The 24,953-nt window shown below is 44.5% G+C and carries 18 protein-coding genes and 1 pseudogene; all 19 read left to right on the forward strand.

Annotated elements, in window-relative coordinates:
- Nucleotides 1-26: 26 nt before the first annotated feature.
- The 19 genes and pseudogenes from R2Q26_RS10095 to R2Q26_RS10185 all read left to right on the forward strand — a co-directional run bounded on the left by R2Q26_RS10095 (nt 27) and on the right by R2Q26_RS10185 (nt 24,453).
- Complete coding sequence (locus R2Q26_RS10095) at nt 27-1,460, forward strand: mannose-1-phosphate guanylyltransferase/mannose-6-phosphate isomerase (protein WP_317536156.1); 1,434 nt, start codon at nt 27-29, stop codon at nt 1,458-1,460.
- An 81-nt stretch (nt 1,461-1,541) separates the two neighbouring features.
- Nucleotides 1,542-2,519: a hypothetical protein gene (locus R2Q26_RS10100; RefSeq protein WP_317536157.1), complete on the forward strand. Its 978-nt coding sequence runs from the start codon at nt 1,542-1,544 to the stop codon at nt 2,517-2,519.
- A 13-nt stretch (nt 2,520-2,532) separates the two neighbouring features.
- Nucleotides 2,533-4,431 (forward strand): glycosyltransferase, encoded by a 1,899-nt coding sequence (locus R2Q26_RS10105; RefSeq protein ID WP_317536158.1) that lies wholly within the window; start codon nt 2,533-2,535, stop codon nt 4,429-4,431.
- Nucleotides 4,428-5,666 carry a hypothetical protein gene (locus R2Q26_RS10110; RefSeq protein WP_317536159.1) on the forward strand — a complete coding sequence of 413 codons (1,239 nt, stop codon included), beginning with the start codon at nt 4,428-4,430 and terminating at the stop codon, nt 5,664-5,666. The genes R2Q26_RS10105 and R2Q26_RS10110 overlap by 4 nt, the downstream gene beginning before the upstream one ends.
- Nucleotides 5,667-5,668: 2 nt before the next feature.
- Complete coding sequence (locus R2Q26_RS10115) at nt 5,669-6,775, forward strand: glycosyltransferase family 4 protein (RefSeq protein ID WP_317536160.1); 1,107 nt, start codon at nt 5,669-5,671, stop codon at nt 6,773-6,775.
- The gene (locus R2Q26_RS10120; protein WP_317536161.1) at nt 6,772-9,807 is read left to right on the forward strand and encodes a DUF6473 family protein; all 3,036 of its coding nucleotides are present in this window, start codon (nt 6,772-6,774) and stop codon (nt 9,805-9,807) included. Before R2Q26_RS10115 ends, R2Q26_RS10120 begins: the two co-directional genes overlap by 4 nt.
- A gap of 111 nt (nt 9,808-9,918) precedes the next feature.
- Nucleotides 9,919-10,308, forward strand: a complete 390-nt coding sequence (locus R2Q26_RS10125) for a DUF4214 domain-containing protein (RefSeq protein ID WP_317536162.1) — start codon at nt 9,919-9,921, stop codon at nt 10,306-10,308.
- A 235-nt stretch (nt 10,309-10,543) separates the two neighbouring features.
- On the forward strand, nt 10,544-11,992 hold the full coding sequence (locus tag R2Q26_RS10130; RefSeq protein ID WP_317536171.1) for a phosphomannomutase: 1,449 nt from the start codon (nt 10,544-10,546) through the stop codon (nt 11,990-11,992).
- Between the two features lie 214 nt (nt 11,993-12,206).
- Entirely contained in the window at nt 12,207-12,737 is a 531-nt protein-coding gene (locus R2Q26_RS10135) for an Ig-like domain-containing protein (protein ID WP_317536163.1), read from the forward strand.
- A 634-nt stretch (nt 12,738-13,371) separates the two neighbouring features.
- The gene (locus tag R2Q26_RS10140; RefSeq protein WP_317536164.1) at nt 13,372-17,172 is read left to right on the forward strand and encodes a glycosyltransferase family 2 protein; all 3,801 of its coding nucleotides are present in this window, start codon (nt 13,372-13,374) and stop codon (nt 17,170-17,172) included.
- 2 nt (nt 17,173-17,174) lie between these two features.
- On the forward strand, nt 17,175-18,404 hold the full coding sequence (locus R2Q26_RS10145; RefSeq protein ID WP_317536165.1) for a glycosyltransferase family 4 protein: 1,230 nt from the start codon (nt 17,175-17,177) through the stop codon (nt 18,402-18,404).
- A gap of 289 nt (nt 18,405-18,693) precedes the next feature.
- Entirely contained in the window at nt 18,694-18,816 is a 123-nt protein-coding gene (locus tag R2Q26_RS10150) for a hypothetical protein (protein WP_317536173.1), read from the forward strand.
- Nucleotides 18,816-19,160, forward strand: a complete 345-nt coding sequence (locus tag R2Q26_RS10155; protein ID WP_317536166.1) for a hypothetical protein — start codon at nt 18,816-18,818, stop codon at nt 19,158-19,160. Before R2Q26_RS10150 ends, R2Q26_RS10155 begins: the two co-directional genes overlap by 1 nt.
- Before the next feature lie 3 nt (nt 19,161-19,163).
- The gene (locus R2Q26_RS10160; protein WP_317536167.1) at nt 19,164-20,246 is read left to right on the forward strand and encodes a hypothetical protein; all 1,083 of its coding nucleotides are present in this window, start codon (nt 19,164-19,166) and stop codon (nt 20,244-20,246) included.
- Nucleotides 20,247-20,283: 37 nt separating this feature from the next.
- Nucleotides 20,284-21,360, forward strand: a complete 1,077-nt coding sequence (locus R2Q26_RS10165) for a hypothetical protein (RefSeq protein ID WP_317536168.1) — start codon at nt 20,284-20,286, stop codon at nt 21,358-21,360.
- An 81-nt stretch (nt 21,361-21,441) separates the two neighbouring features.
- A complete protein-coding gene (locus tag R2Q26_RS10170) occupies nt 21,442-21,972 on the forward strand; it encodes a glycosyl hydrolase (RefSeq protein WP_317536172.1) in 531 nt (176 codons plus the stop codon).
- 103 nt (nt 21,973-22,075) lie between these two features.
- Nucleotides 22,076-22,543: pseudogene (gene cysC, locus R2Q26_RS10175) on the forward strand (adenylyl-sulfate kinase).
- A gap of 156 nt (nt 22,544-22,699) precedes the next feature.
- On the forward strand, nt 22,700-23,761 hold the full coding sequence (locus R2Q26_RS10180; protein WP_317536169.1) for a GSCFA domain-containing protein: 1,062 nt from the start codon (nt 22,700-22,702) through the stop codon (nt 23,759-23,761).
- Entirely contained in the window at nt 23,758-24,453 is a 696-nt protein-coding gene (locus R2Q26_RS10185; protein ID WP_317536170.1) for a hypothetical protein, read from the forward strand. The genes R2Q26_RS10180 and R2Q26_RS10185 overlap by 4 nt, the downstream gene beginning before the upstream one ends.
- Nucleotides 24,454-24,953: the final 500 nt, after the last annotated feature.

A 24,953-nucleotide genomic window follows, 5' to 3' on the forward strand; every position in this document is an offset into this window, starting at 1 on the left:
TAGCGGAAAAACACACTGACTGAATTATGCAAGCATACATTCACCCTATTATCCTCTCTGGTGGCAGTGGTACCCGGCTGTGGCCACTTTCCCGTGCCGCTTACCCCAAACAACTCCTGTCGCTTGTTGGCAAGGAAACCATGCTGCAAGCTACTCTTGCCCGGGCAACCAGCTTGCCGGGTACACAAGCTCCTATCCTGGTATGCAATTCAGAGCATCGCTTTCTGATCCGGGAGCAATGTGAAGCGATAGGTATCACTCCAGCGGCTATCTATCTTGAGTCGGTTGGTCGTAATACTGCTCCAGCTATTGCACTCGCTGCATTTCATCTTGCTCAGATGGATGAAAATGCCGTGATGCTCGTTCTGCCTGCTGATCATGTTGTTGATGATCAAACTGCCTTTGCAGAAGCCGTGAAAACAGCAGCGCTTGCTGCTCAGGAAGATTATCTTGTCACATTTGGCGTAGTGCCTCATGCACCAGAAACAGGTTATGGCTACATCAAGGCCGGGGATGCCATCTTGCTTGCTACACCCACTTCGCTCATACCCAGTCGGGTTAAGTCGTTTTTCGAAAAACCTGACCGGGAAACCGCAGAGGCTTACCTGAGGGAAGGTGGCTACAGCTGGAATAGCGGCATGTTCGTTTTCACTGCTAAGCATTACCTGCAAGAACTGCGGCAGCACCGACCAGACATTTTCGTTGCCGTACAAAAAGCCTGGCAGGAAAAAACAACAGATATTGGTTTTATCCGCCCCTGTGAGCGCGCATTTTCTGCCTGTCCATCGGATTCCATTGATTATGCAGTCATGCAGAACACCGATTGTGCCGCTGTCGTGCCCGCACAATTTGGCTGGAGCGATGTTGGTTCCTGGGATTCTCTGTGGGGGATTGCCTCTAAGGATGCGGATGGCAATGTCACCAGTGGTGATGTTTACATTGCTGATACCAAAAATAGCTACATCCGCACCGAAAATCGGTTGGTCTCCGTGATTGGTCTTGAAGACGTTATCGTCATTGAAACAGCCGACGCTGTGTTAGTCATGCACAAGAGCAAAGCCCAGCAAATCAAGGAGGCTATCCAGCATTGTAAAGTCAACCAGCGCAAAGAACACCTCGAGCACCCGCGCGTTCACCGCCCTTGGGGCTGGTATGAAGGCATCGATCAAGGAGAACGCTTTCAAGTCAAGCGTATCATGGTTAAGCCAGGAGAAAAACTCTCATTGCAAATGCATCACCATCGTGCAGAACACTGGATTGTTGTCAGTGGTACTGCCAAGGTTACGGTAGATGGTAAAGAAATTCTGCTTACCGAAAACCAATCCACCTACATCTCTCTCGGTCACATTCATCGCTTGGAAAATCCGGGAAAAATACCGTTGCATTTAATTGAGGTACAGTCTGGTAGTTATTTAGGTGAGGATGATATTGTTCGTTTTGATGATTGTTATGGTCGATAACGACTTTTTTAATAAATCTCACTTGATACAAAATGATTCTGCAAATTAAATCTTGAAATTAATAGCAAAAGGAATAGCGTAATGAGTATAAATATGAGCTCCAAAGTTATATATACGTATGGAGATACAATCAAAGTTACTGAAGATATTGAGGGAGCGATAGACGAAGACAAAAGTAAAGGTATTAGAGGTTGGATATGGGATCGGAATAAACCATACAAGCCATTGGAAATAGAGCTCGTTGTCAATGACGAAGTGATTGCGCAAACTTGTGCTGATATTTTTGATATAAATCTAGCAGAACAAGAGATTGGGAATGGTAAACACGCTTTCATTTTACGGGCAAAATCCTGGCCAGATTACCCTCTGCCTGTGCAACTAAGTATTCGTATAAGAGGAACATCGCATATTCTTGCAACGATCGAAGTGCAAACATTGGCTGATTTAGAAGGGATTGCAGAAATCGCACCAATTGGCCATGTTGATGAAATAATTGAAGGAGAGTTGAGAGGTTGGGCATATGATCAAGCCAATCCATCGACACCTGCGCTCGTCGATATAATTATAGATGGCGAGATTGTTGAATCTTTAGATTGTTCTTCTTATCGAAAAGACCTGGAACTCGGAGGGTACCGTGATGGCTATGCTGGTTTCTCTTTTCCACTACCAATTTCATTGCTTGATGGTAAGCAACATACTATAAGCGTCTGCCATTCAGGAACGAAACGCCAATTACCGAATGGAGCCATGCTATTTGGTCTTACAAAGGAAACTGAGCTAATTAAATTCATATCAAGCCTAGCGAGAACTGTTAAGGAATTTCAAACAGAATTGACAACAGAATTGACAACTGTTGAACAAAGGTTGTTAGAACGTCATGAAGCACTTCTAGCAATTCAGCGAGATAATATGGAGCGTGAATTACAAGTGCTGCGCGCTCTATTAATAGAGCGTAATGATCAGAATAATTCGATTGCATCAGCATCAGAAAATTCAAGCGAAACTACCAAAAGAAGAAATGTGAAGAAGGCGACAGAATCTGATCGATTATCGCAATAAAAAGCTAAATATTATGTCATTCATTAAAAATAAAAAGGAAAATAACAAACCACAGCTAGTTATTTTTTCTCCAATGCCACCAGTTGAGAATGGCATTGCTGATTACTGTGCAGAGCTATTACCCGGATTGTCGAACGAGTACGAGGTGATACTGGTAATAGATAATCATGTTCCTCCACCAGTAATATCAAGTGAAATTAAATATTTACATCTTGCTCAATATTTGTACTTAGAAAATGAATTTATTGACGTGCCTCACTTGTACCATATCGGCAACAATCCAGATCATGAATACTTAATCCCAGTATTGTTGAAACGTCCCGGCATTCTGGTGCTCCACGATATTTCTCTTCATTATCTCGTCGATCAGATGACCTTGCGATGGGGAGATGTCGAAACATATTGCAAGCTTCTAGAATATGAATATGGAAATCTTGGCAGGATACTGGCCGAGCAATTCCGTTTGTACCGATTGCGTGAACGTACCATGTTCTATGAACTGCCGATGATTCGTCTTATAGCTTCACGAAGCAGGGCTATTATTGTTCATTCTTGGTACGGGAAAACTAAGGTATTGGCTCAAGAGCCAGAGGTGCCTGTAGAGATTATTCGTCATCACCTAGCTCATTCAGCTATCTTTGCAGATAAAAATTTAGATAAGAAGGCCGCTCGCAATTTCATTGGCGTTGACCAGGATGAGTTGTTACTTGTATCACTAGGCTTTATCACCAAAGCAAAACAAATCGATACTGTTCTGGAAGTCTTGGCACGCTGTAGAAATCGATTACCCAAATTCCGCTACATCCTTGCAGGGCAAGATCAACCAGAGCAATATGATATTCGGGCAGCAATCAATGCATATGGTCTTGAAGATGTTGTAGAAGTAACTGGTTATCTTGAAGAGGATGATTTCTACGTCTATAGCATCGCAGCAGATATCGTCATCAATCTTCGCTACCCAACAGGAGGAGAAACATCGGGTACATTGATCCGTGCTCTTGGGGTAGGGGCCTGCGTTATGGTAGTGAAAATTGGTCCTTTCACGGAGTTTCCTGAAGAAGTATGCGTTCAACTTCCTTGGAGCGAATCTTTCGATATCACATTTATGAATGCATTGCTATCTCTTGCGGCACAACCCAGAAGACGACTCAAAATAGGAGCTGCCGCTAAGAAGCATGTGCAAACTCACCATGCGCTATCCGCATCGTGTGCCGCATATTGTCGAATTATCAAGGATTACAGTAATCGTCCAGTACTGCCGTGGCAATCGAGCCAGACATTTGAGTACGCGACCTTATCTACACGCGAAAAAATTTTGGACCGCTTTACACTATTGGATAAAAAAAACTTGCCTCTCTGGTTTCGTGAGATGCAACTTCCTCTGGCTACACCTAGAAATCAACTTCAAACCATTTTATTTGGTGAAGCCCGATCGAAGCAGCTACTCTGCAATTATCTTGGTTACGACTCTGCTTCTATCCGAATAGAACCACCGGTTTTGTCCAGTTTAAGCGTTGGGTCGATACCAAGACGTAGCTTTGCACTTGCCATCCTCGAACCTAAAAATTTTCCTATAGAAGACGAATGGCATGTATGGCTAACCGAAATTAACCGAATTATGCAACTGAATGGTGTACTGCTGATTTCAGCGAGTGCATCTTGGCCAGAACCAAGCAGTGCACTTCGAAAACAGGTAATGCAGAAACTACAACAAACAGGCTTCAGACTGCTCCGTTATCTGTCTTCACCGCAAGATATTTCCTTTACACTAGACATACAGAAGAACGACATGGTGGTTCTCGATGAAACTCCCTATTATCCTTGCTGGTTAGCTACTAAGATATCGGAATTCATTGATCCGATCATGCCAAAGCTAATAGCTCCGCAACCACAAAATTATGTAGCTATATGAATGCACGAACACCCCTAATAGAGATGAATCATTCGCATTGGAACATGGCTTGCTTGGTCTTTGCGCAGCCGAATTACCACCACCTTGGGTTGCTTTTCCGTTTTCTTGAAATTATTGCTACCCCAACCGGCATTGCTATCTGTTCCGCGATCAATGACAATCCAATTGAGAATTACCTGGCAGAAAATTATGCTAACCGCTGCTTTCAATTCCCGCCTGAATCACAAGTAAACTCTGTTGCTGCTGAGTGGACTAATATTTATCCCTGTGCCGGCTTCGGCGATGTTCCCGTAGTGCTTGCTAATCGTGATACAGAAGCCTCGACTATAGAAAGCCCGTTTAGGGGCAACCGTAGTGCTGCTCGTGTCCGTTTCCGCAGACTGGATGGGCTTGTTGGTTCAGAACGACATGTAGATATCATTCACATCGCTGAGCCCGCCTCACGGGCACTTGATATTTTAGAGGGAAGCCAAGCCATTATCTTACGTGACCAGCCAGTTATGGTTATTGAGATAAACGGTTTAAGCAATATAGTTGAATTAGCTCGAGGTCTGGAGGCGCTAAACTTCATGTTACTAGATTCATTATTGTTGCCGGTGGTTGACGTTGAAAGCTGTAATATCCATGCATCAGTCGAAACTGAGACTTATTTTCTAGGTATGCCCAAAATGTTCCTGGAAGAGAATGGTTTGACAAAAGCCTTCTGGCCAAAAGATATCTATCTCGCAAAACATAAAGACTGGCAACAGGCTCTGTTCTCCGGATTTATCAGAGAAATCCGCAACGGCGGTATTCGCTTTGGCTTCCAACCACAAACACGATATCACTATCCTTTTAATGATCAACTACTCTGTAAAGGGTTTTATCCAGCCGAATATCAGGAAGGGCATGTATGGCGTTGGCTTGGTCCAAAACCAAGCGCCAGTATTTGGATACCAAAACCATTAGCAGGGACATATCGATTTGAACTAGTTGTTATAGGTGCTTTAACAGAAGATGTGATTAACAGTACGCGTCTATTTCTCAACGGAGTTTTGCATACTCTTACTAGAAAAACAGACGAAGGGGTTTCAACACTCATCACTACCATAGAAATACCCATTGAGGAAGAAAATTTGCAAATCGAGCTTGTGATCGCGGTATCATCCACGCATTTTCCCAATCCAGATGATCCGCGTAAGCTTGGCATATGCATTTCTCATCTTGACTTGATTCCAATTGTATCAGGAGAATAGCTGTGCGTATTTTGGTTATTTCGCCCACCCCCAGTCATCCACAGAATCAGGGCAATTCGGCTCGTATTGCTGTGGTGTGTCGCCAACTGCAGTCATTAGGGCATATCATTCATTTTCTATACTACACATTTGAAGGTCTCACGGACGAGCAGCGCGAGGAAATGTCATCAAGCTGGGATTACTTCCATACTCTCCCATGCGACTTGCCCAATACGGAAAAAACACTGGGAGATTTTTATGGTATCGATGATTGGTATGATCCGCGCCTTGGAGAATTTGCTGAGGAACTTCATCGGCGTTGGAATTTTGATATGGTGTGGGTCAATTATGTGTGGTTTTCGGCGGTTCTCGATAGCCTACCTGATACAGTCTTCAAGATTATCGATACTCATGACGTGTTTGGAGATCGCCACTTGCGCTTTACTGAAATCGGCCTTGAACCGGAATGGTTTTACACTACAATCGATGAAGAGCGTTTTGGTTTGGCTCGAGCTCATCAAATTATCGCCATTCAAGATGAAGAAGAGGCATACTTCAAGAGAATATTGAAAGGGACAAAAACTCAGGTAACTACTATTGGCCATATTATCCCGCCGCGTTTGTCATTCAGGAATCATATGAACGACAAACTAACTATCGGTTATCTGGGGAGCGGGAATCCTTTTAACGTCTCTTCGCTAAAAGCTTTTGCGGATGCGCTCCAGTCTGTTCCAGAAATTCACCAGAACTATAGATTTGTGTTAGCGGGGACGATTTGTGACAAAATCAAGGAACTACCTCCTTTCGAGATATTGGGGCGCATCGATGATCTGGATGATTTCTATCACAGCGTAGATATTGTGATCAATCCAATGAAAAGTGGAACAGGATTGAAGATAAAGACACTTGAGGCGCTTTCTTATGGTCTACCGTTTTGGGGATCTGAGAGTTCATTGCTAGGCATTGATATTCATGAAAAACAAATTCCAAAAGATGAAACTTCGCTGTTAATACCTTTACTAGCATTAAATCAAATGAAAATGCACTATTTAAGTGAACAAAACTCGCGATTAACGTTCATTTCATATATTTCAGATCAATCAAATAATTTTTATAGACTTTTCAAATGAGTAAAAATAATCTGCCTACAGAATCGAGCGAGCTAGTGACGCCACCTGGATCCAAGATTCATTTTGATATGTGGAAAAAATTCGCAAATTCAAGCGAACCACATGAGCCTGATTATTGGATACTCCAACTGTTACCTCAACATACAAATTTTCTGGATATTGGAGCAGATATTGGCAATAGTGCGCTAAGCGCTATCAAAGTTAATAAAACTTTGAGAATAACTTCGTTTGAGGCTAATTACGCCCTTGAAGAATACCTCGAGGAAACCAAAAAATTCATTAATGAGAATGACGGTAATTTTCGCTACTATTTATATGGCCTGGGTTCCGAGAAAAAAACAATGGATCTGTTCGTGCCTAAAGTGAACGACTGGTTTGTTATTGGTGAAAGTTCGCTGATTCGTGAGCGCTTTAATCATCCAGTCGTATCGAATCGATTATCTAGTTACTCGAGTCATGGAAAATGGTCACTGGAAAGTGGGCAGGTATCAATTGAAAAATTTGACGATATATATAAATCTATTTTTCAAGATGAAAATTCCAAATTTTTTGTCAAAATTGATGTTGGAGGCTTTGAAGAATCTGTCGTACAGGGGATGCGTAATTTCATCAAAAAAAATAACCCTGGGTTTTTAATTGCGTTAAATGGAGAAAGAAGACCCTGTAGCACATTGTTTAAGTTAGGATATGAACCTTATTTTTATGATCATACTGAGAAGAGTTTACATTACGGATTCAATCCAGATTCCTTAAACACTATTTACCTTAATCGTTTTGCGATAGAAGCTCTGCATCTTTCTGATAGATTAAATCATCATGGTCTTGATCGTCCTTCTGCTCTGGCAGAAGAAATAAAGACCGTGGAGGTCATTTTCGGCAAGGACAGCACAAAAAATGGTCGATCTGGCGAGCTGAAGAAAGAGCAAGACCCCCTACCTAGTTCGCTGAAAACAGGAAAGCTGTATCTGGCTGAGGAGTTTTTTGATCAGACACAAGAATATGCAATAGAGCAGTTTTTTAGAACCAGAGGGGAATATGCAGCTCTTTTTTGCGATGAATCTTTTTATTCTTGGTTTGAACAGCATGTGCCGAATAGAGCATTTTTACTTCAGAGGATTGAAGATCTGGAGGAATACAATGATCCTCAAAAGATAAATCTGTATGTTCTTGCCCCATACAATGAAAATGAGATTTATAAGCGTTATGGAGGTAAGTTTAGAAATTTTATCGTTAGGTATTTACTTCGGGATGTGGCAATGGCGCTTTCGCTCAGAAAAAAACCTACGAATTTCGATCGTGATGCTATCGCGATGCTTCCTCCCCCTGAATATACGTTATCGATAATTTGTTTGCCAAGATCGGGAAGTACATGGTTGGGGAAAATTCTTGAGAACTTGGGGATTGGTAAACCGGATGAACATGTTCGTCCAGGGCTAGCATATTTAAATGCACGGTTTGGCTCTTGTGGATTCTCGCTTGATGTTTGGTTTCATTTGCTCATTAGACTTTACCAGCATAATGGTGTTTTTGCTACGAAGTTCATAACATCATTCTTAATGATGTTATCAAGCAAACCATCCGAAAAACAAGTGGTTGAAATAAAGTGGGAGCGTCTTGGGGAAGCATTGCTGCCATATCAAACAGAGGCAGAAGAAAATAAACTGATACAAATTCTTAAGAAAAACCTTGGATCTAATCACCAAGTCATTTGTCTCAATCGTATCGATAAAGTGGCTCAGGCAGTATCTGGCTATATTGCGACTAAGTCGCAAACATGGGTTGTAGGTAGTGAAGCTGCACAAAAATCGTTTAACAAAGCAGTGAACTCGATTCCTTATGAATACAATACACTAAAATATTTTGATGAAGCCTTTTTCGTTGAAGAAGAATTTAGGGATAGATTTTTGCTTAGACTGGCTAAAGACTCTGGTGCAGTAATTCATGTTGACTATGAAACTTTCTCAAAAGAAACCCACGTGATGTTGAACACACTAAAATTGATCTCTTCAAGGGTTCAATTTTCAACAGATGAGGATACGATCTTGGCAGCAAAAGAGAATACCGGACTGATAAAGCAGAGTACTGCGTTGAACCGTTATTTTTCTGAACGCTATTGCTTTGATAAGAGCTTTGCGCATCTCAACACTGAAATTACCCCCAATCTTGGTTATGCTAAGCAAGATTTTAATGTTGTTGATTATCGCCTTGAGAGATTGGGTGATACTGAACTTCTGGTTAGAGGTCCGATACCTAATCTCAAAGAGGATTTTATCGTTTTTATAGGGGCAACCCAGACATTTGGGCGTTTTTGCACAAAGCCGTTTCCTGCCCAGATTGGAGAGTTTTTAGAGTTGCCGGTTCTTAATTTAGGTTTTGCTGGTGCGGGTCCTGGTTTCTTTCTTGAAAACGAAGCCTTGATTGAAATTGCTAATAAAGCAAAGTTTATCGTAGTCCAGGTCATGTCGGCGAGGAGCGTTAGTGCGCACCCCTTTTTTGTTGATCCATTTAATAATGGAGTTTTAACTAATACGCTTACTGGCGAAAGAAAGCTAGCTGATCTTCAGTTCAATGATTTTTTGCTTCGTGAATCGAAGCAGGCTGCGCTCGAGTTGCGCGAAAGATTCAGGAACGAATATTTGTTAAAAATGAAGTCGCTTCTGCAAAAACTTAATAGCCCTAAAGCTTTACTCTTGATATCGGATAATAGACATCCTGATATCGAAACCAGAGACTTTGGGACCAATATACATAACTTTTCATCAGGTTTTCCTCATTTTGTGACGAATCCAATGCTCTCGGATTTGGCTACTTATGCAGATTACTACATTGAAGCTATTGGACGGCGTGGTTTACCACAAACTCTAATTTCCAGATATACAAATGAACCAGAGTCTGTTTTTTCTATATCAGCGAGCCACATTAAAAACAAAGATATAAACAATTATTACCCATCACCAGAAATGCATTGTGATATTGCATCGTCCGTACTAAAGATGCTCTCCAAAGTGAGCCTTGATCATCGCTTACCTTAAGTTTTGTCACAGTTGGTCATAATTGGTCATAACCAATCATTCTCTGCGAAGCATGTTTTTGTCATAAACATCAAGTTAATTATTTTAAAACTTATTTCTGAGGATTAATTTATGAAAAAATATCCATTCGACCAAGCTGCTGAAAAAGCAGGGCAATTATACGGAAATCTTCTCGGACGTGTTGCTGACAAATCCGGATACGATTTCGTCGTTAGTCAGCTGAATACAGGAGAATCTTCGATAAAGAATATTGTGATAAATATGCTTACGTCAGATGAATTCAGGGAGAAGTTTGTCATAAACAATACGCCCAACGAGCTTGCCAAACTCTTGCACATTGTCTTGTTAAAGGAACTGAGGCCTAGACCAGAGGCTATAAAAAACACTGCGATTAACTTGCTTGAGGACGATTGGCGAAGAGTGATTATTAATATGATCCAGAGCGAAGCTTATAGTAAAGCTTTTGGTGAAGAAAAAATCCCCGTAATCAAATATTCCTGATATTCGTTGTTAAATGAGACTTAATGAGTAAAAAATTCCTTTCGAACTATTTATAGATATGGGAAATGTATTGAAAGTGAAGAATATAAGGGGAGAAGTGCTATTTAGATTGCGCGGAGGTTTGCGGGAAAGCCGAGGAATTTCATGGGCGAAAGTTTCTAGGTATGCGATTATTTTGTATCGACCGCAAGATTAGATGAAGAGGTAGTCAGGGAATATATCCAACAGAAGGATGATGATATTGATTAACAAAATTTTTCTGAAAGATATTATCAAAGATTCGGGTATTTGCTTTGGTACTAGTGGTGCACGTGGTCTGGTCTCAGATATGACGGATCGTGTGTGCTGGGCCTACACGACTGCGTTTCTGCAGGAAGTTACGCCTGGAGCAAAGCGTGTTGTGCTTGGGCACGATCTGCGGCCGAGCAGTCCGGCAATTATCCGGGCCTGTGCGGCGGCAGCTCAAGTGCGTGGTATGGATGTCGAATATGCGGGTGCGCTGCCGACTCCCGCCTTGGCTTACTATGCGTTGCAAGAACGGATGCCAGCCGTTATGGTCACGGGAAGCCATATCCCTTTTGATCGCAACGGTATCAAGTTTTACACCGACGAAGGTGAAATCAGCAAGGATCACGAAACTGCCATCACTCAGGCTGTGGTACCCGATGCGGATGCCTATAGTAGTACTATGAAGTTAATCTCAGTCGGAACCCCACTCACTGTGTATCGTGAGCGTTATCTAAAATTTTTCCCGGTAGATTTTCTCAGTGGTATACGGATTGGTGTCTATGAGCATTCCAGTGTGGCGAGGGATTTTCTGACAGAACTGCTCAAACAGTTTGGCGCCGAAGTCGTCTCCCTCGGTCGCACTAATAGCTTCGTTCCGATAGATACCGAGGCGGTGAGCGAGGAAGATCAAGCTTTGGGTCGAGAATGGGTTAGTGCGCATCGGTTAAATGCGCTATTATCGACGGATGGTGATGCAGATCGCCCATTGATTGGTGACGAAACCGGTCGGTGGCTGCGCGGAGATGTTGTAGGCTTGCTCTGCGCCCGATATCTCAATGCGCAAACAGTGGTGACGCCAGTTAGTAGCACCACTGCCATTGAGCGCTGTGGTGCATTCACTCATGTCCTACGCACCAAAATAGGTTCGCCTTATGTGATCAGTGGCATGGAAGCAGCTTTTGCTGTTGGGGAACATGGCGTGGTTGGATTCGAGGCCAATGGTGGTTTTTTGGTAGGCAATACGTTTGAGCGAAACGGCTGCATATTGGAACCTTTGCCGACTCGTGATGCAGTCCTGCCGATGTTGGCATTGCTTGCTTTGGCACAAGAGCGAGGTGTGCCACTTTCCGCCTTGGTGGCATCGCTGCCGCAGCGCTTTACAGCGAGTGACCGAATCAAGGAATTTCCCACTGAACGAAGCCAGGTGCTGATCACAAAACTAGCGAGCTCTCGTCAAACTGTTGCCAAAGTGCTAGGTAATACTTGCGGTAACGTAGTGAGTCAGGATGAAACAGATGGTTTGCGGCTAACGTTTGCTTCCGGTCAAATTATCCATTTGCGGCCATCGGGTAATGCCCCGGAGCTTAGATGTTACGCTGAGACAGATTCCGAAGAGCAAGCCAAGGAACTGGTGAGGATGACGTTGGATCGGGTACTCGTCACTGGTGAAATCTGATTATTAACCCAAGAATCGCGATTGAAGGATCATAATGTAAAGGAATACCTCGTCGCATAAGTGGTTCGGCAGTGATTCGGTAGAATTAAGGCTATCGGAATAGCCCCACCTATCTGGTGATGAAAGGAGACGAGGTGATGGGGGTTCTGGCACAAATGGTGCTTCCGTTCAAGGCCGAGGTTACGGACGAGCTATTGACAGCGAACGCTGGCCTGTGCTGCTTGGTGAATTTGTCGGTGGTTTGGGGCTAGAACGATGGTTACGGCAGGAGGTGCTCAAGCTCGGAATTGAGTACGGCTACCAGGCGACGGCCTATGTGACTCCATTGGTGCTTATGCCCAATAGTGGTGGCCGGTCGCTAGAGGATATGCGTATCCTGAAGAACGATATTGCGCTATCCAGCTTGCTGCAGCAGGACGCGCTGCTCGACAAGACACCGCTCCTCGTAGTTCTCACTTGGCCGCTTGAATGTGCCAAGATCTCTGGCACTCAGACACTTAATGCAGTTGCGAGTGATGAAGGCGAGGCCGTTGAAAAAGTGGAATTTCTAGTTAACGGAAAGCTTCTTCAGAGAAAAGCAAAACCTCCTTATCAAATATCATGGAATGTTAAAGACAAAAAGCCTGGTGAATATACGATAACTGCTCGTGCCTATGATCGTGCCGGGAATCAGGTAGAGTATTCTACAGTAGTCCTGGTCAATACCAGGAAGGCGAGTGAAGTAGTGTGTGCTACAGCAAACTAATGTAAGGAATCATTCCATAGCCAAATCAGCACCTGGGTCTCGAATTCAATGTTTTTTATTAAAGAAGCTTAGCGAATAGCCGATACATTCATTACGTATCAAGCCATAGGTCGAATAACTTTCTTTAAGGGCAATGTTGAATCCGCTTTAGACATACGATATGCTTTAGACATGCGATAGTTTTTATTTCCTATGATCGTCATTCGTCCCATTATCATTTTCAGTGACGGTGCCAAGCACCTGTGCCACGTCTGGAATATGACTATTAAGTTTTCATTGACTTTTTAAGCCATGCCAACCAGTGGTTTTTTTTTGACCTCATCCACAAAAATCACGCGATTGATACTATTATTTCTGATGCATCTATGGTCGGGTCGCTAGCGAGACTTTTAGTGCTGCGCTATCTAAAATTAAAATCTGTCTATGGAACAAAACTATTGATCACACATAAATTGGACTACTGCGCCAAGGCATCTTCGTGCTGGGCGAAGGCATGGTCGAAAGTCATAAAGGGGGCTTATTGCCGGAAAATGCCGCAGCATCTCGGGTTATTTATATACTCAAACTCTTATCGGCGCCGGACTTTTAGCGCTGGCATTTACTAATCCAATTCAAATTCAGACTTATGGACACCATGCACAAAAGAACTAAAACACCTGTTGCAGATACAGAAGCAAATGCATTTAAAAAACTGACCACGTCTGATACAAAGTGTTTGTCTCCTGAGGATTTGCCGATTCTTTTGCGTGACAGCAAGAAACGCTTGATTGCTGGTATCAAATTAGAGGTACAGGAACTTGTTAATAACGAATTTCGACTGAAAGGGTGGTGTTTAGGTTTACCTGGTCTTGCATTGCTTCGAGATGGCAAGGAAGTCAACGCAGAAATTCGTCGAATGCCGCGCAATGATGTTCTGCAAGCCAATTCTGTTACTTCAGATTTTGATCCAGGTTTTGAGTTTATCGTTAAAAATCCTGAACAGGGAACATACGGGTTACGTTGGATACCCGATGCAAACAGCAAAATGAAACCTGTTGATTTTCAGTTGACGATTCAAATTCCAGCAAACATGGGGGATAGCCAAAGTGCGGTCTTAGAGGGGGCACAGACTAGCAACGTAATACCGATACAAACTGAATTCGAACAGAAAATAAAACACTATATTGAATGTGCGGTAATGATCGATACCGGCATCATATTGGTGGGCTGGATAGATGACCGCTCAATGCCTGTTCAAAGTGTTTACGTGCAAACGAAGCAAAGTGATCCAAAAGAGTTTTCACTCAAACCCGATCTACAAGAAGTGCATTGTATTCGTACCATTCGTCCTGATGTTTGCAGGGCATTGGGCATGAGTAAAAGTAACCGCTCGCAAGTTGGTATCGTAGCTTGGATACCCTTTGATGCTACTGGTGCAGACGAAATTATTATTGCATTTGATAAACAGTTAAGATCAAAGCAATCCGTCATGCTGACCACATTGACGGATGATACCAGCGTGCTGGAGAAAACCTTTATTCATACTGGCTTTGCGTTACGCCTCATTGCCGAAAAGCTGAAAGACAAAGAATTATTGTCCTGGCTGAATGATAAGGAAGATGAGTCATTCAATAAGCAAACAGGAAAAATTGCCGCGATCGATCATGCGCTCGTATTATTTGACAAGGTACTCTTGCTTCACGGCTGGATTGCTGCTGAGAGTGAAGATATTTCTCAAGTCGAGTTGATAGGAGGAAGTTCCAGAATTGACATCAAAGACCGGTTGAGGAAGGTGCACCGATCGGATCTTTTTTCAGCATTTCCATGGCTCAAATCCCGTGCACTAGGCTTTGTGGCCTTGATCGATGAACCCGACTTTCTTGGTCTTGCACAAATTAAACTTCGAATCCGAGCACGCACAACCCGGAATAACCTTCATGCTGCCCCGGACGTGGCTGATTGGTCGATTCTTTTGAGTGTAATGAATGCTAATCCTACATTGGTTGCACCGCTTGCACAACTGCTCGCGGCAAACACTACCATGTGCAACTTACCCGACTTTGATGAGCGATTCAGGTGGTTAATGCGTGCTAATTTCTTTGCCCGTCAAAAAACTTTGCCGAGCCATGTGGACAATCCCACGACTACCATTGTCGCTATTGATCGCGTATTTGCTTTGGGTGAGGGCGGTATGTTGCTTTTCGGCTGGCACTATGAACCTGAACAGTTGCCACAAAGCATTACCGTGCATGGTCCGGATGGTCAATTTTGTGATGTTACACATAGCTTTTTTCCTTTATCGCGAGTGGATGTGTTGCAAAATTTGAAAAAAAGATTTCCTGAAGTCACGGACATGTGCGGCTTTGTTTGCCATGTGCCCATGTCGACTAGAGCAGGAGAATCTCGCGCAATTTGTTTTCGCTTCGGTGAACGTGGTGATGTCTGGCTGAAGCTCGCAACCATTACCGAAGAATCCAATGCACTGCAATTGGTCAAGAATTTTCTAAGTACAATCCCAGAGAAAACGCTTATTTATGCAGGCCCTGCGTTACGTCTAATTGCCGAAAAGCTGAAAGACAAAGAGTTATTGTTCTGGTTGGATGATAAGGAAGATGAGTTATTCGATAAGCAAACAGAAAAAATTGCTGCGATCGATCATGCGCTCGTATTATTTGATAAGGTACTGTTGCTTCATGGCTGGATTGCTGCTGAAAGTGAAAATATTTCTCAAGTCGAATTGATAGCAGGAAGCTCTAGAATTGACATCAAAGACCGCTTGAGGAAGGTGCACCGATCGGATCTTTTTTCAGCATTTCCATGGCTCAAATCCCGTGCACTAGGCTTTGTGGTCTTGATCGATGAGCCCACCTTCCTCGATCTCGCACAGATCAAACTTCGAATCCAGACATATACAACCCGAAATATCCTTTCTACTACTCCTGAGGTAGCTGATTGGTCGGTGCTTTTGAGCGTAATGAATGCCAATCCTACATTGGTTGTACCGCTTACACAACTGCTTTCGGCAAACACTGCTATGCGCAGCTTACTTGAGTTTGATGGGCGATTCAGGTGGTTAATACGTGCTAATTTTCTAGCTTGTCAGAAAACTTTGCCGATCCATGTGGATAATCCCGCAACCACCGTTGTTGCTATTGACCGCGTATTTGCTTTGGGTGAGGGCGGCATGCTGCTTTTCGGGTGGCGCTACGAACCAGAGCTGCCACCACAAAGCATTACCGTGCATGATCCAGATGGTCAACTCTGTGATGTTACAACTAACTTTTTTCCATTGGCACGATTGGATGTATCACAAAACTTGAAAAAACGATTCCCTGAAGTCACGGATATGTGTGGCTTTGTTTGCCACGTCCCTATGCCGACCAAGACGGGAGAGCTCCGCACAATTTGTTTCCACTTTGGCGAGCGTGGTGATGTCTGGCTGAAGCTCTTAACTGCTACCGTTGAAGAATCAAATGCGCTGCAACTGATCAAGAACATTCTGAATTATATCCCTGCTCCTGATAAAATCCGCGGCTCGCTTTATGAACTGTTCGATCAAGCTCTTGGTCGACCTATCGAGTTCATCAGCGCATCGCACCGGAAAAAGGTGAGCAACATTTTCGAGCGCCAATTTGGCAAACTGCCGGCATCGCCAACCGTGTCGGTCATCGTGCCGCTGTATGGACGTTATGACTTCTTGCGCCATCAGCTTGCTCATTTTGTTGACGACCCGGATTTCGACAACGTCGATCTCATTTACGTTATCGATGATCCAAGCATCCTGGCTCCTGCCCTCGATATGGCGGCAGCTTATCATCAACTATTTTGCAAGCCCTTTCGCCTCGTTTGGTACGAGAAAAATCTCGGATTTGCTGGCGCCAACAACATCGGTGCTCATGTGTCACGTGCAGACACTCTGCTATTGCTTAATTCGGATGTTCTTCCTAAAGCGAGCGGCTGGCTTTCGATTCTGCATAAAGCCTTGAACGAGTTACCCCAGGCCGGCGCGGTCGGACCGCTGCTGCAGTTTGCCGATAATTCCATTCAGCATGCCGGTATGCATCCAAAACAGGATGCATTTTTCCCGGGATTTCTTCTAAACGTACATCCAGGAAAGGGAATCGCCTGGACAAAAGGCGACGATCCTACCCAACATCCGATGCTGACCGCCGCATGTCTCATGTTGCGCAAGACTGACTACGACGCTGTCGGTGGACTGGATGAAGGCTATATCATCGGTGACTTTGAAGATAGTGATCTCTGCTTGAAGCTACGTAAACGCGGGCAAACTCTCTGGCTGATACCCGCCGCCAAGCTTTGGCACCTCGAACGTCAATCACAGAACCTGGGAGACATCGTCGGCTATCGACAGCTCCTCACGTTATTCAATGGCTGGCGCTATCACCAAAAAATCCTTAAAGGCGAAATCGCCAATCCGGAAGGGAGTAAAATCTAATCATGCGTATCGTTATCTTTAGCCACGCCCATCCCACCTTTAGCAAGGGCGGTGGCGAAATTGCTGCTTACAATTTGTTCAAGGGTATCAATCAAACCGAACAACATCACGCTTGGTTTGTCGCCCGTGCTCCTGAAAAGCTGATTCACCTTGACACACCAATAGCAATCATGAACGAACGTGAATATCTCATTGCTGGCAATGCTGGAATCCCTGACCTTACTGCTACTACTATTAAAAATTTGGGAGACGACAGCGACTTCGCTGAGATGTTGCGCAGCATTCAGCCCGATGTCGTACATTTTCATCACTATGTCTGGCTTGGTTTGGAAATGATCCGGGCCGCTAAACGTATCTGTCCAAATGCTAAAATCGTGCTGACTTTGCACGAATATATCGCCATTTGCATGAACTTCGGGCAAATGATTAAAACTGACGGTCGACTTTGCTATCAATCTAGTCCACGCGAATGCGTCCAATGTTTTCCCGAGCGCACCCCTGAGGATTTTTTCTTGCGCGAGCGTTATATAAAGACCTACTTCAATCTTGTTGATCAGTTTATCTCGCCCAGTGAATTCCTGCGACAACGCTACATTGCTTGGGGAATTCCATCCGAAAAGATCGTAGTAATTGAAAATGGCCTACCACCTGGAGAAAAGATACCGCCACGGCCATTGCAGCCTGGTGAGCCGCGTGGTCGGTTTGCTTACTTCGGTCAGATCAACCAATTCAAGGGCGTGGACCTGGTTCTTGAGGCGTTCGCCCAGCTACCCAAAAAAGTGCGCAAGCAGGTGTCACTCGATATTTATGGTTCCGGGCTGGAGTGGCAACAGGAAGGACTCCAAAACAAAATCAAACATTTACTCGCAGAAAACAAGGATATCGTCCGTTACCACGGCCCCTATGAGCCAGAAGAACTTAGCAAGCTGATGGCCCCCATCGATTGGGTGGTGATGGGGTCTATCTGGTGGGAAAATTCACCGGTAGTAATCCAGGAGGCTTTCAAATTTGGGAGGCCGGTGATTTGCCCAGATATTGGGGGAATGGCGGAGAAGGTAATAAATAGAAAAGGTGGGTTAAATTTCCGTGCACGCGATAGTTTGAGCCTTAAGTTTTTAATTGTATCTTTATTGCGTGAGTTAGACACTTTCGAAGACGTAACCAGAGAATTTCCATACTATTTAGATGTTTTTGCGTGCGCCGAGAAACATATTAAGGTCTATAGCAAATGAAAACAAACATCGTAATTCGCGGAGAACCAGGTCGTTTAGGAATTATTTCGCATCTACCAACAAGCACATTATGTGCACCTGTAGGATATAACCCGGGAAACTTGGCTTTTTCATATGCTCCAGCTCTTATGCTGAGCTTCCCGATTAGATGTAGGCATTTAGAACCAATTATTCTCTCAAGATCCGCGATTCAAGAATTGTAATGTAAAGGAATACCTCGCCACACAAGCGATCCGGTAGAATTAGGGCCAGTGAAACTTTCACTTATTGGGTGATGAAAGGAAGTGGGATGATGCGAGTTTTGGCAAAAATGGTGCTTCCGTTCAAGGTAGAGGCAACGGATGAGTTCTTGACAGCGAATGCTGGATTGGTGCTATTTGGCGAATTTGTCCATGGTCTGGGATTTAAGTGATGGTTACAGCAAGAGATGCCAAAGCCTGGGAGTGGGTGCCGCCTCACTGCGGGAAGGACAAACTCGCCCTTGAAAAGTTAAAATGTACCAATAGCACTGAAAATAGCGATGTCATGCTCATACTCGCCATCAGATCCACTGCCTCCTGCCTGCTTTCGCTTCCGCGATCATGCCCCGGAGCATCCACAGGAGAGATTAAAAATTCAATCGCGGAATTTGGGTTGACTAAATGTGCAGCCTATCGTATATTTCAGGGCGTTTATTTTTCCTATACCCGGCACAACGGGCGGATGCATGATTCACAATGTAACATGCCGACCGAGGCAGTACCGCGGAAGCGCTAGACCATGGAGCTTAGACCACTGAAGTTCATTTTCCATTTCGGAGCAGGAAAGACGGGGACAACGTCGATCCAGCAAACACTCAAGCTGCAGCAGGACAAGCTGCGTGAGCACGGCTTCTGGTATCTCGGGTTGATGCTTGAGTATGTGGCCCAGAAGAAGTACGACTGGCAGGAGCCCACCACCGTCAACGACGCCTTCCACGCACTGCCAGCGGAGGTTGCCGAGCAGCAGCTATTGGACGTGCTTGAACCTACCCTCGAACAGGCGCGCGCGTCAGGAATACATACACTGATCTGGAGCAACGAATCGTTCTTCGGTCGGAACGCGCCGGCACTTAACGCGCTGAAGAAGCTGCGCGGTCCCGACCTCGACGTGATTCTGCTGGCCTACATCCGCCGGCACGATGCTTGGGCTCGATCCGCATATATCCAATGGGGGATCAAGCACAAGACGTATCCCGGCCCGATTCAGCCGTTCAGGGAGTGGGCTAAGCGCAACACGCCGCGATTTGGTGATCCCCTGAAGGCGGTAGCTGACAGCGGTGCGGGGCGCCTTGTTCTGAGAAATCTGGATGCCGTTGGCGACACATTAGGCGACTTTATTTCGCTTTGTGGAATGCAGCAGATTGGTCTTTCGCCGCGACGGGCGAATGAGAGTCCTGACGGAGCCGAAATCTACTTGCGGTTCTTGCTCAATAATCAAGTCAAGGAAAAAGTGCTCCCTGCTTTTTATGATCACCTCGTCGGCAGGTTCGCAAACGCGGCAGTAGGGCCTGGCGAGCATCTTGCTTCGCTTCTTCCAGCGGACGACGATCTCGGACAGCTGCAGGCTCGATGCGCTGATGATCGCGCAAAGCTCGATGAGTTGCTTGCGCAGAACAATCAGCCGGGCATCGACATCGGTCCCATGAAGAATGGAAAGGGAACCCAGCTCGATACGGATGTGCTTCTGGGCCGCCTCGCGCAACTTGCAGTCGTGCAGGCGACAAAAATTGAGCGCTTGGCGCGTGAAGTCGAAAGGTTATCGGGTCAGCTCGAAGCGATGAAGGGAAGCGTCACGGCTCCCGAGTCAGGCAAGAGTTCTTAAGCAATGGTCCTCTGCCGTCTTATTGGGTGAAGTTTTCATGCAACGCTGTATTGTTCATGTTGGCATGCACAAGACGGGTAGCTCGTCGATTCAGCGGACGCTGTTCCGGGAATTGCGCGATTCACGTTTTCGTTACTTGGATCTTGGGCATGAGAACCATAGCGGGCCTCTGGCAACAGCATTTCTCGCGGTCCCGGAAAAGTACCACCTCAATCGTAAGCGGGGGCTCAACGCCGCGGCCGTCCAGGGCGAGCGACAGCGTCTGCGGCAGCAACTCGATCGTGAACTGCAGTCAGATGCCGAGATTGGAATCATTTCAGGGGAGGACATCAGTGGCCTGTTAAGCCCTAGTGAGGTTTCCGATCTTCATTCAACCATTTCCAAGCATGTTTACGATGTTGTGGCGGTTGGGTATGTTCGCCCGCCGTTCGGTTTCATGGAAAGTTTGTTCCAGCAGGTTGTGAAGTCCAGCGAAGCACGCGATTTCGATGTTGGAAGGTATTATCCGCAATATCTGAAGAGATTTAGGAAATTTGACCAAATATTCGGGCGGAAGAACGTCTTACTTTGGCCGTTTTCTTCGCGAGATTTCCCTGGCGGGTGTGTTGTGCGCGATTTCTCAAAGCGTGTCGGCGCGACTATTCCGGAAAGCGATATCCATCGCGTCAATGAGGCAATTCCTCGAGAGGCACTTTCTTTGCTGTTTATTTATCGAAAATTTGGGCCTGGATACGGGATTGGCCCCAATGTCGTACGCGAAAATAATAACCTGATTATGGCCTTAATGCGTATCGGCGGCCCCAAGCTTCGCTTGTCTTTCAGTCTAATCAAGCCAGTTATCGAACAAAATGCCGCCGACTTAGCTTGGATGGAAGAGAGGCTTGGAGTTTCGCTAGGCGAAGGTGACCGCGCAGATGATGACGATGCTATTCGGAATGAAGGTGATCTTCTGCAGGTCAAGCCCGACACTTTGAGGTGGCTATCAGAGCAATTGGAGGGCAGTGATGTCCGCTCATTGCCGAGTCCAAGGGATTTTTATGCAATAGCGCAACTAGTCCATAAATTGCGCGACAAAGTAAACAAAGTGCATGGAACATTCATTAAACGTAATTAATGCTTGGAATCAGACTTTTTAAGTCGGCGGTTATCAAAAAAAATTTAACGCACGAAAATAGGGAACAGACTCTGAGGAATCCTGCTTGGTTTTAACGAACCAAATAAAGTTGATCAATCCAACATGTCTGTGCAGGAAGCCGTCAGAGAGTGGATCAGGTTGGAGCCCCTAGCTGAGCGCCTTGGATCTCCGGCACCCGCTGGAGTGCTCGGTCCATGGTTTGAGCGCTTTTATCATGAGATGCAAAAGAAGAAACTCAAAGTAGATTTTATGGCTGTCCATTTGTATGGTCCATCAGACCCACAAAAGTTTCTGGCAAAGATTGATGCTGTTTATGAAAAATATCGTATGCCTATTTGGATAACGGAATTCGCAGTGGCGGATTGGGAGGCGAAGAACAAGCTTGGTAGCAATCGCTATTCGGAGGAAGAAGTGCTCGCTTTTATGAAAGCCGTTTTACCTGAACTGGAAAAGCGGCCATACATTGAGCGCTACGCACGGTTCGGCGCAGGAAATTACTCACTGAGACATGAGGAGGTACGCATATCGCACTTGTTTGAAAAGGATGGCACACTTACACCTCTTGGACGCTTCTACTCAGATTTGCAGTGACCTTCATCCAACTATTTACATGAATAAAAGTGCTAATACCGTTTAGTATCATGCCACCGTGACCCGCTATCGTCGGGAACAACAGAATGGTCACTGCTTTGTCATGCTATGGTTTACTGGGTTTTTCGGTACTGGCAAATCGACTTTGGCTCATGCCGTAGAAGAGAAACTGCATCTCCAAGGATGTCGAACTTTCGTATTGGATGAGGACAATATTCGTCACAGTCTCTGTTCGGATCTTGGTTTTTCAGCTGAAGATCCGGCGCATCGCTGAAACGGCCAAACTCCTCACCGAGGCAGGTGTAATTGCGTTACCTGCTTTTATTTCACCTTTTTGCAGGGATCTGGAACGGGTCGCAGCCTGTTCTCACATGGTGACTTTATTGAGATTTATTGCCAGGCTCCGCTGGAGTTCTGTGAACAGCGCGATGTGAAAAGTCTTTACCGTCGTGCCCGGGCTGGCGAGGTGAAAGAATTCACGGGCATTTCTTCGCCTTATGAGCCGCCACTCAATCCGGAATTGGTAGTTGCAACGGATAGCTTTCCTTTGGAAGAATGGGTGCACAGGTAATTGCGTTACTGCGCCCGGGAAGCGATTAAATCAATTAAGGAAGAAAACTAATAGTGACGTTCCTGTATTTGTCGAACTTTCTTCACATGTTATATTTATGTTTATCAAGATTACAACATTTCTACCTTTACAAACCAAAACTAAAAAAGGTATAACATGAGTTCGGATCATCCTTACAAGTATCAGCCTGGGAAGGCGTTTTGGCGGCAAACAATCGCTGAGCCACACTTTCTTGAGATAGCAGATTGGTACACAAAAAAGTGGCCTATCACCAATGCCAGAATCTCTACAGCTGGAAGCTGCTTTGCGCAGCATATTGGACGATATTTACGCACGAGCGGTTTCAATTTTGTAGATGTTGAGCGTCCACCCCCAGCGTTAAATAAAGACAAGTGGCTTGAATACGGTTACAGCATGTATTCTGCCCGTTATGGCAACGTCTATTCGCCACGCCAGTTGCTTCAGTTGCTTCAACGTGCTTTAGGCGAGTTTCATCCCACAGAATGTGCATGGGAGTTGGGAGATGGATTCGTAGACCCATTTCGTCCAACAATCGAACCCGAACCATTTCCATCAATTGAAGAAGTTGAAGTGTTGCGAAATGCCCATTTGAGAGCAGTGTCAAGTCTTTTTGAACAAACAGATGTCTTTGTTTTTACTCTGGGTTTGACTGAGGCATGGATTTCAAAAGATGATGGAGCTGTTTTTCCACTATGCCCAGGGACACGTGGAGGCACTTTTGATCATGGAAAGTACAAATTTGTAAACTTTAATTTTCCAATGATTCGAGCGGATTTGGAGGAATTCATCTCCCGTGCCAGAGCGATCAATCAAAGAATGAAATTCATTCTTACTGTCAGTCCTGTCCCTTTGATGGCTACTGCCACTAACCAGCAGGTTCTCGTTGCAACGACTTACTCAAAGTCAATTTTAAGATCAATTGCAGGTTTCTTGGCAGATAAGTATTCGTATGTTGATTACTTTCCCAGCTTCGAGATCATCTCTTCTCATGTCATGAGAGGAACGTTCTACGAAACGGATATGCGGTCTGTTGCAGATGTCGGCGTCGATTATGTTATGAAACAGTTTTTCCGTGAACATAAACCGCCTAAGGAAAATCAGCTTCAACCTGATCAAACCGCTGCCCCAGAGATTGATGTTGATGATCTTGTTTGTGATGAAGAATTGTTGGCAGCCTTCGGCGATACCAAAAAATGAAGGTATTAATAACAGGAGACAGTCACCTAGGTACGCTATTACAGGGTCAACGCCGCCAGCTAGGGCCACAATCTTTTCTAGCTGATGTTACTATCAAACCCCTAGGGAATGGCCGTATAATACCAACCCCATTTTTTAAGGATCAAGGCAAATTTGCTGAGATTATTGATCCTGAATATAAGCAGCACTTTGATCGATTGCCGCCAGTGGCTGAAAAATATGATTTTATAGGATTCTCTGCACCCCTTCATACTGTGCGAGTATGGAGGATGAATTGGTGTAAACATAGCCCATGGTCAATGGGTGGAAATGATAATTTAGTTTCAGATAAGCTTTTACTAAGAATTATTGAAGATGACGTTAAGTATGCTTTAAAACTTCTTGATATCATTGGCAGGACTACACGCACCTTCGTTATAGAACCACCATGGCCCTTCCATCACCACTATGCTGTTTTGATGAATGGAGAAGAGAAAGTTAAGTATATTCATAATTCTTATCGTAATTATGTAATAAATGAATTATCAAGAAAGTCTATTCCTGTGATCGAGATTGATTCTTCATGGGTTGATGCAAAAGGATTTATGAATCCAAGATTTAGACGTGTTGATAAAAAAGATCAACATCATGGTAATGCAGAGTTCGGAAGATTGATGATGGAAAAAATTTATCGATTCTTGAAAAAGTGCTGATGTGTTGAAATAGATTTGTAAAGTTGGAATATCAGTCTCAATACTAAATAATCATTTAATGATTGATTTTCTCGATCTCTCTTTTCTTGTGACTGGCAACAGGTGCCATGCTTCCTGCTATTGCGCCTCCTGTTAGTTGTAGCTTTGATTAAATAAGGTATGGCCTAATCATGTATCAAATCTTTCGCAGAACTTTTACTGAAATCGGCCAATGGATTACATTATGACGGGAAAGAAACAGCTTTTGCTTATTGATCTGACTGGCAATCGAAATCTTTCTAATCAAAAATTCTGCTAAAACCGATATATAAGTATATATTGCTTATTATAATGGCTATCGCATTCATACGACTATTGAGGAGATGCCACTAATAGAATTTCAGAAGGATCTTAGCAAAGAGTCCGGTTTTATTGAACATTACATTAGTCGTCCCTGAAAAACCCTTTTTCTCAACTACTAAGTTGTAGGTTAGGCATATTGCCAATCAATAGCCGATTAA

The sequence above is a fragment of the Nitrosomonas sp. Is37 genome (assembly GCF_033063275.1).
Taxonomy (GTDB): Bacteria; Pseudomonadota; Gammaproteobacteria; order Burkholderiales; family Nitrosomonadaceae; genus Nitrosomonas.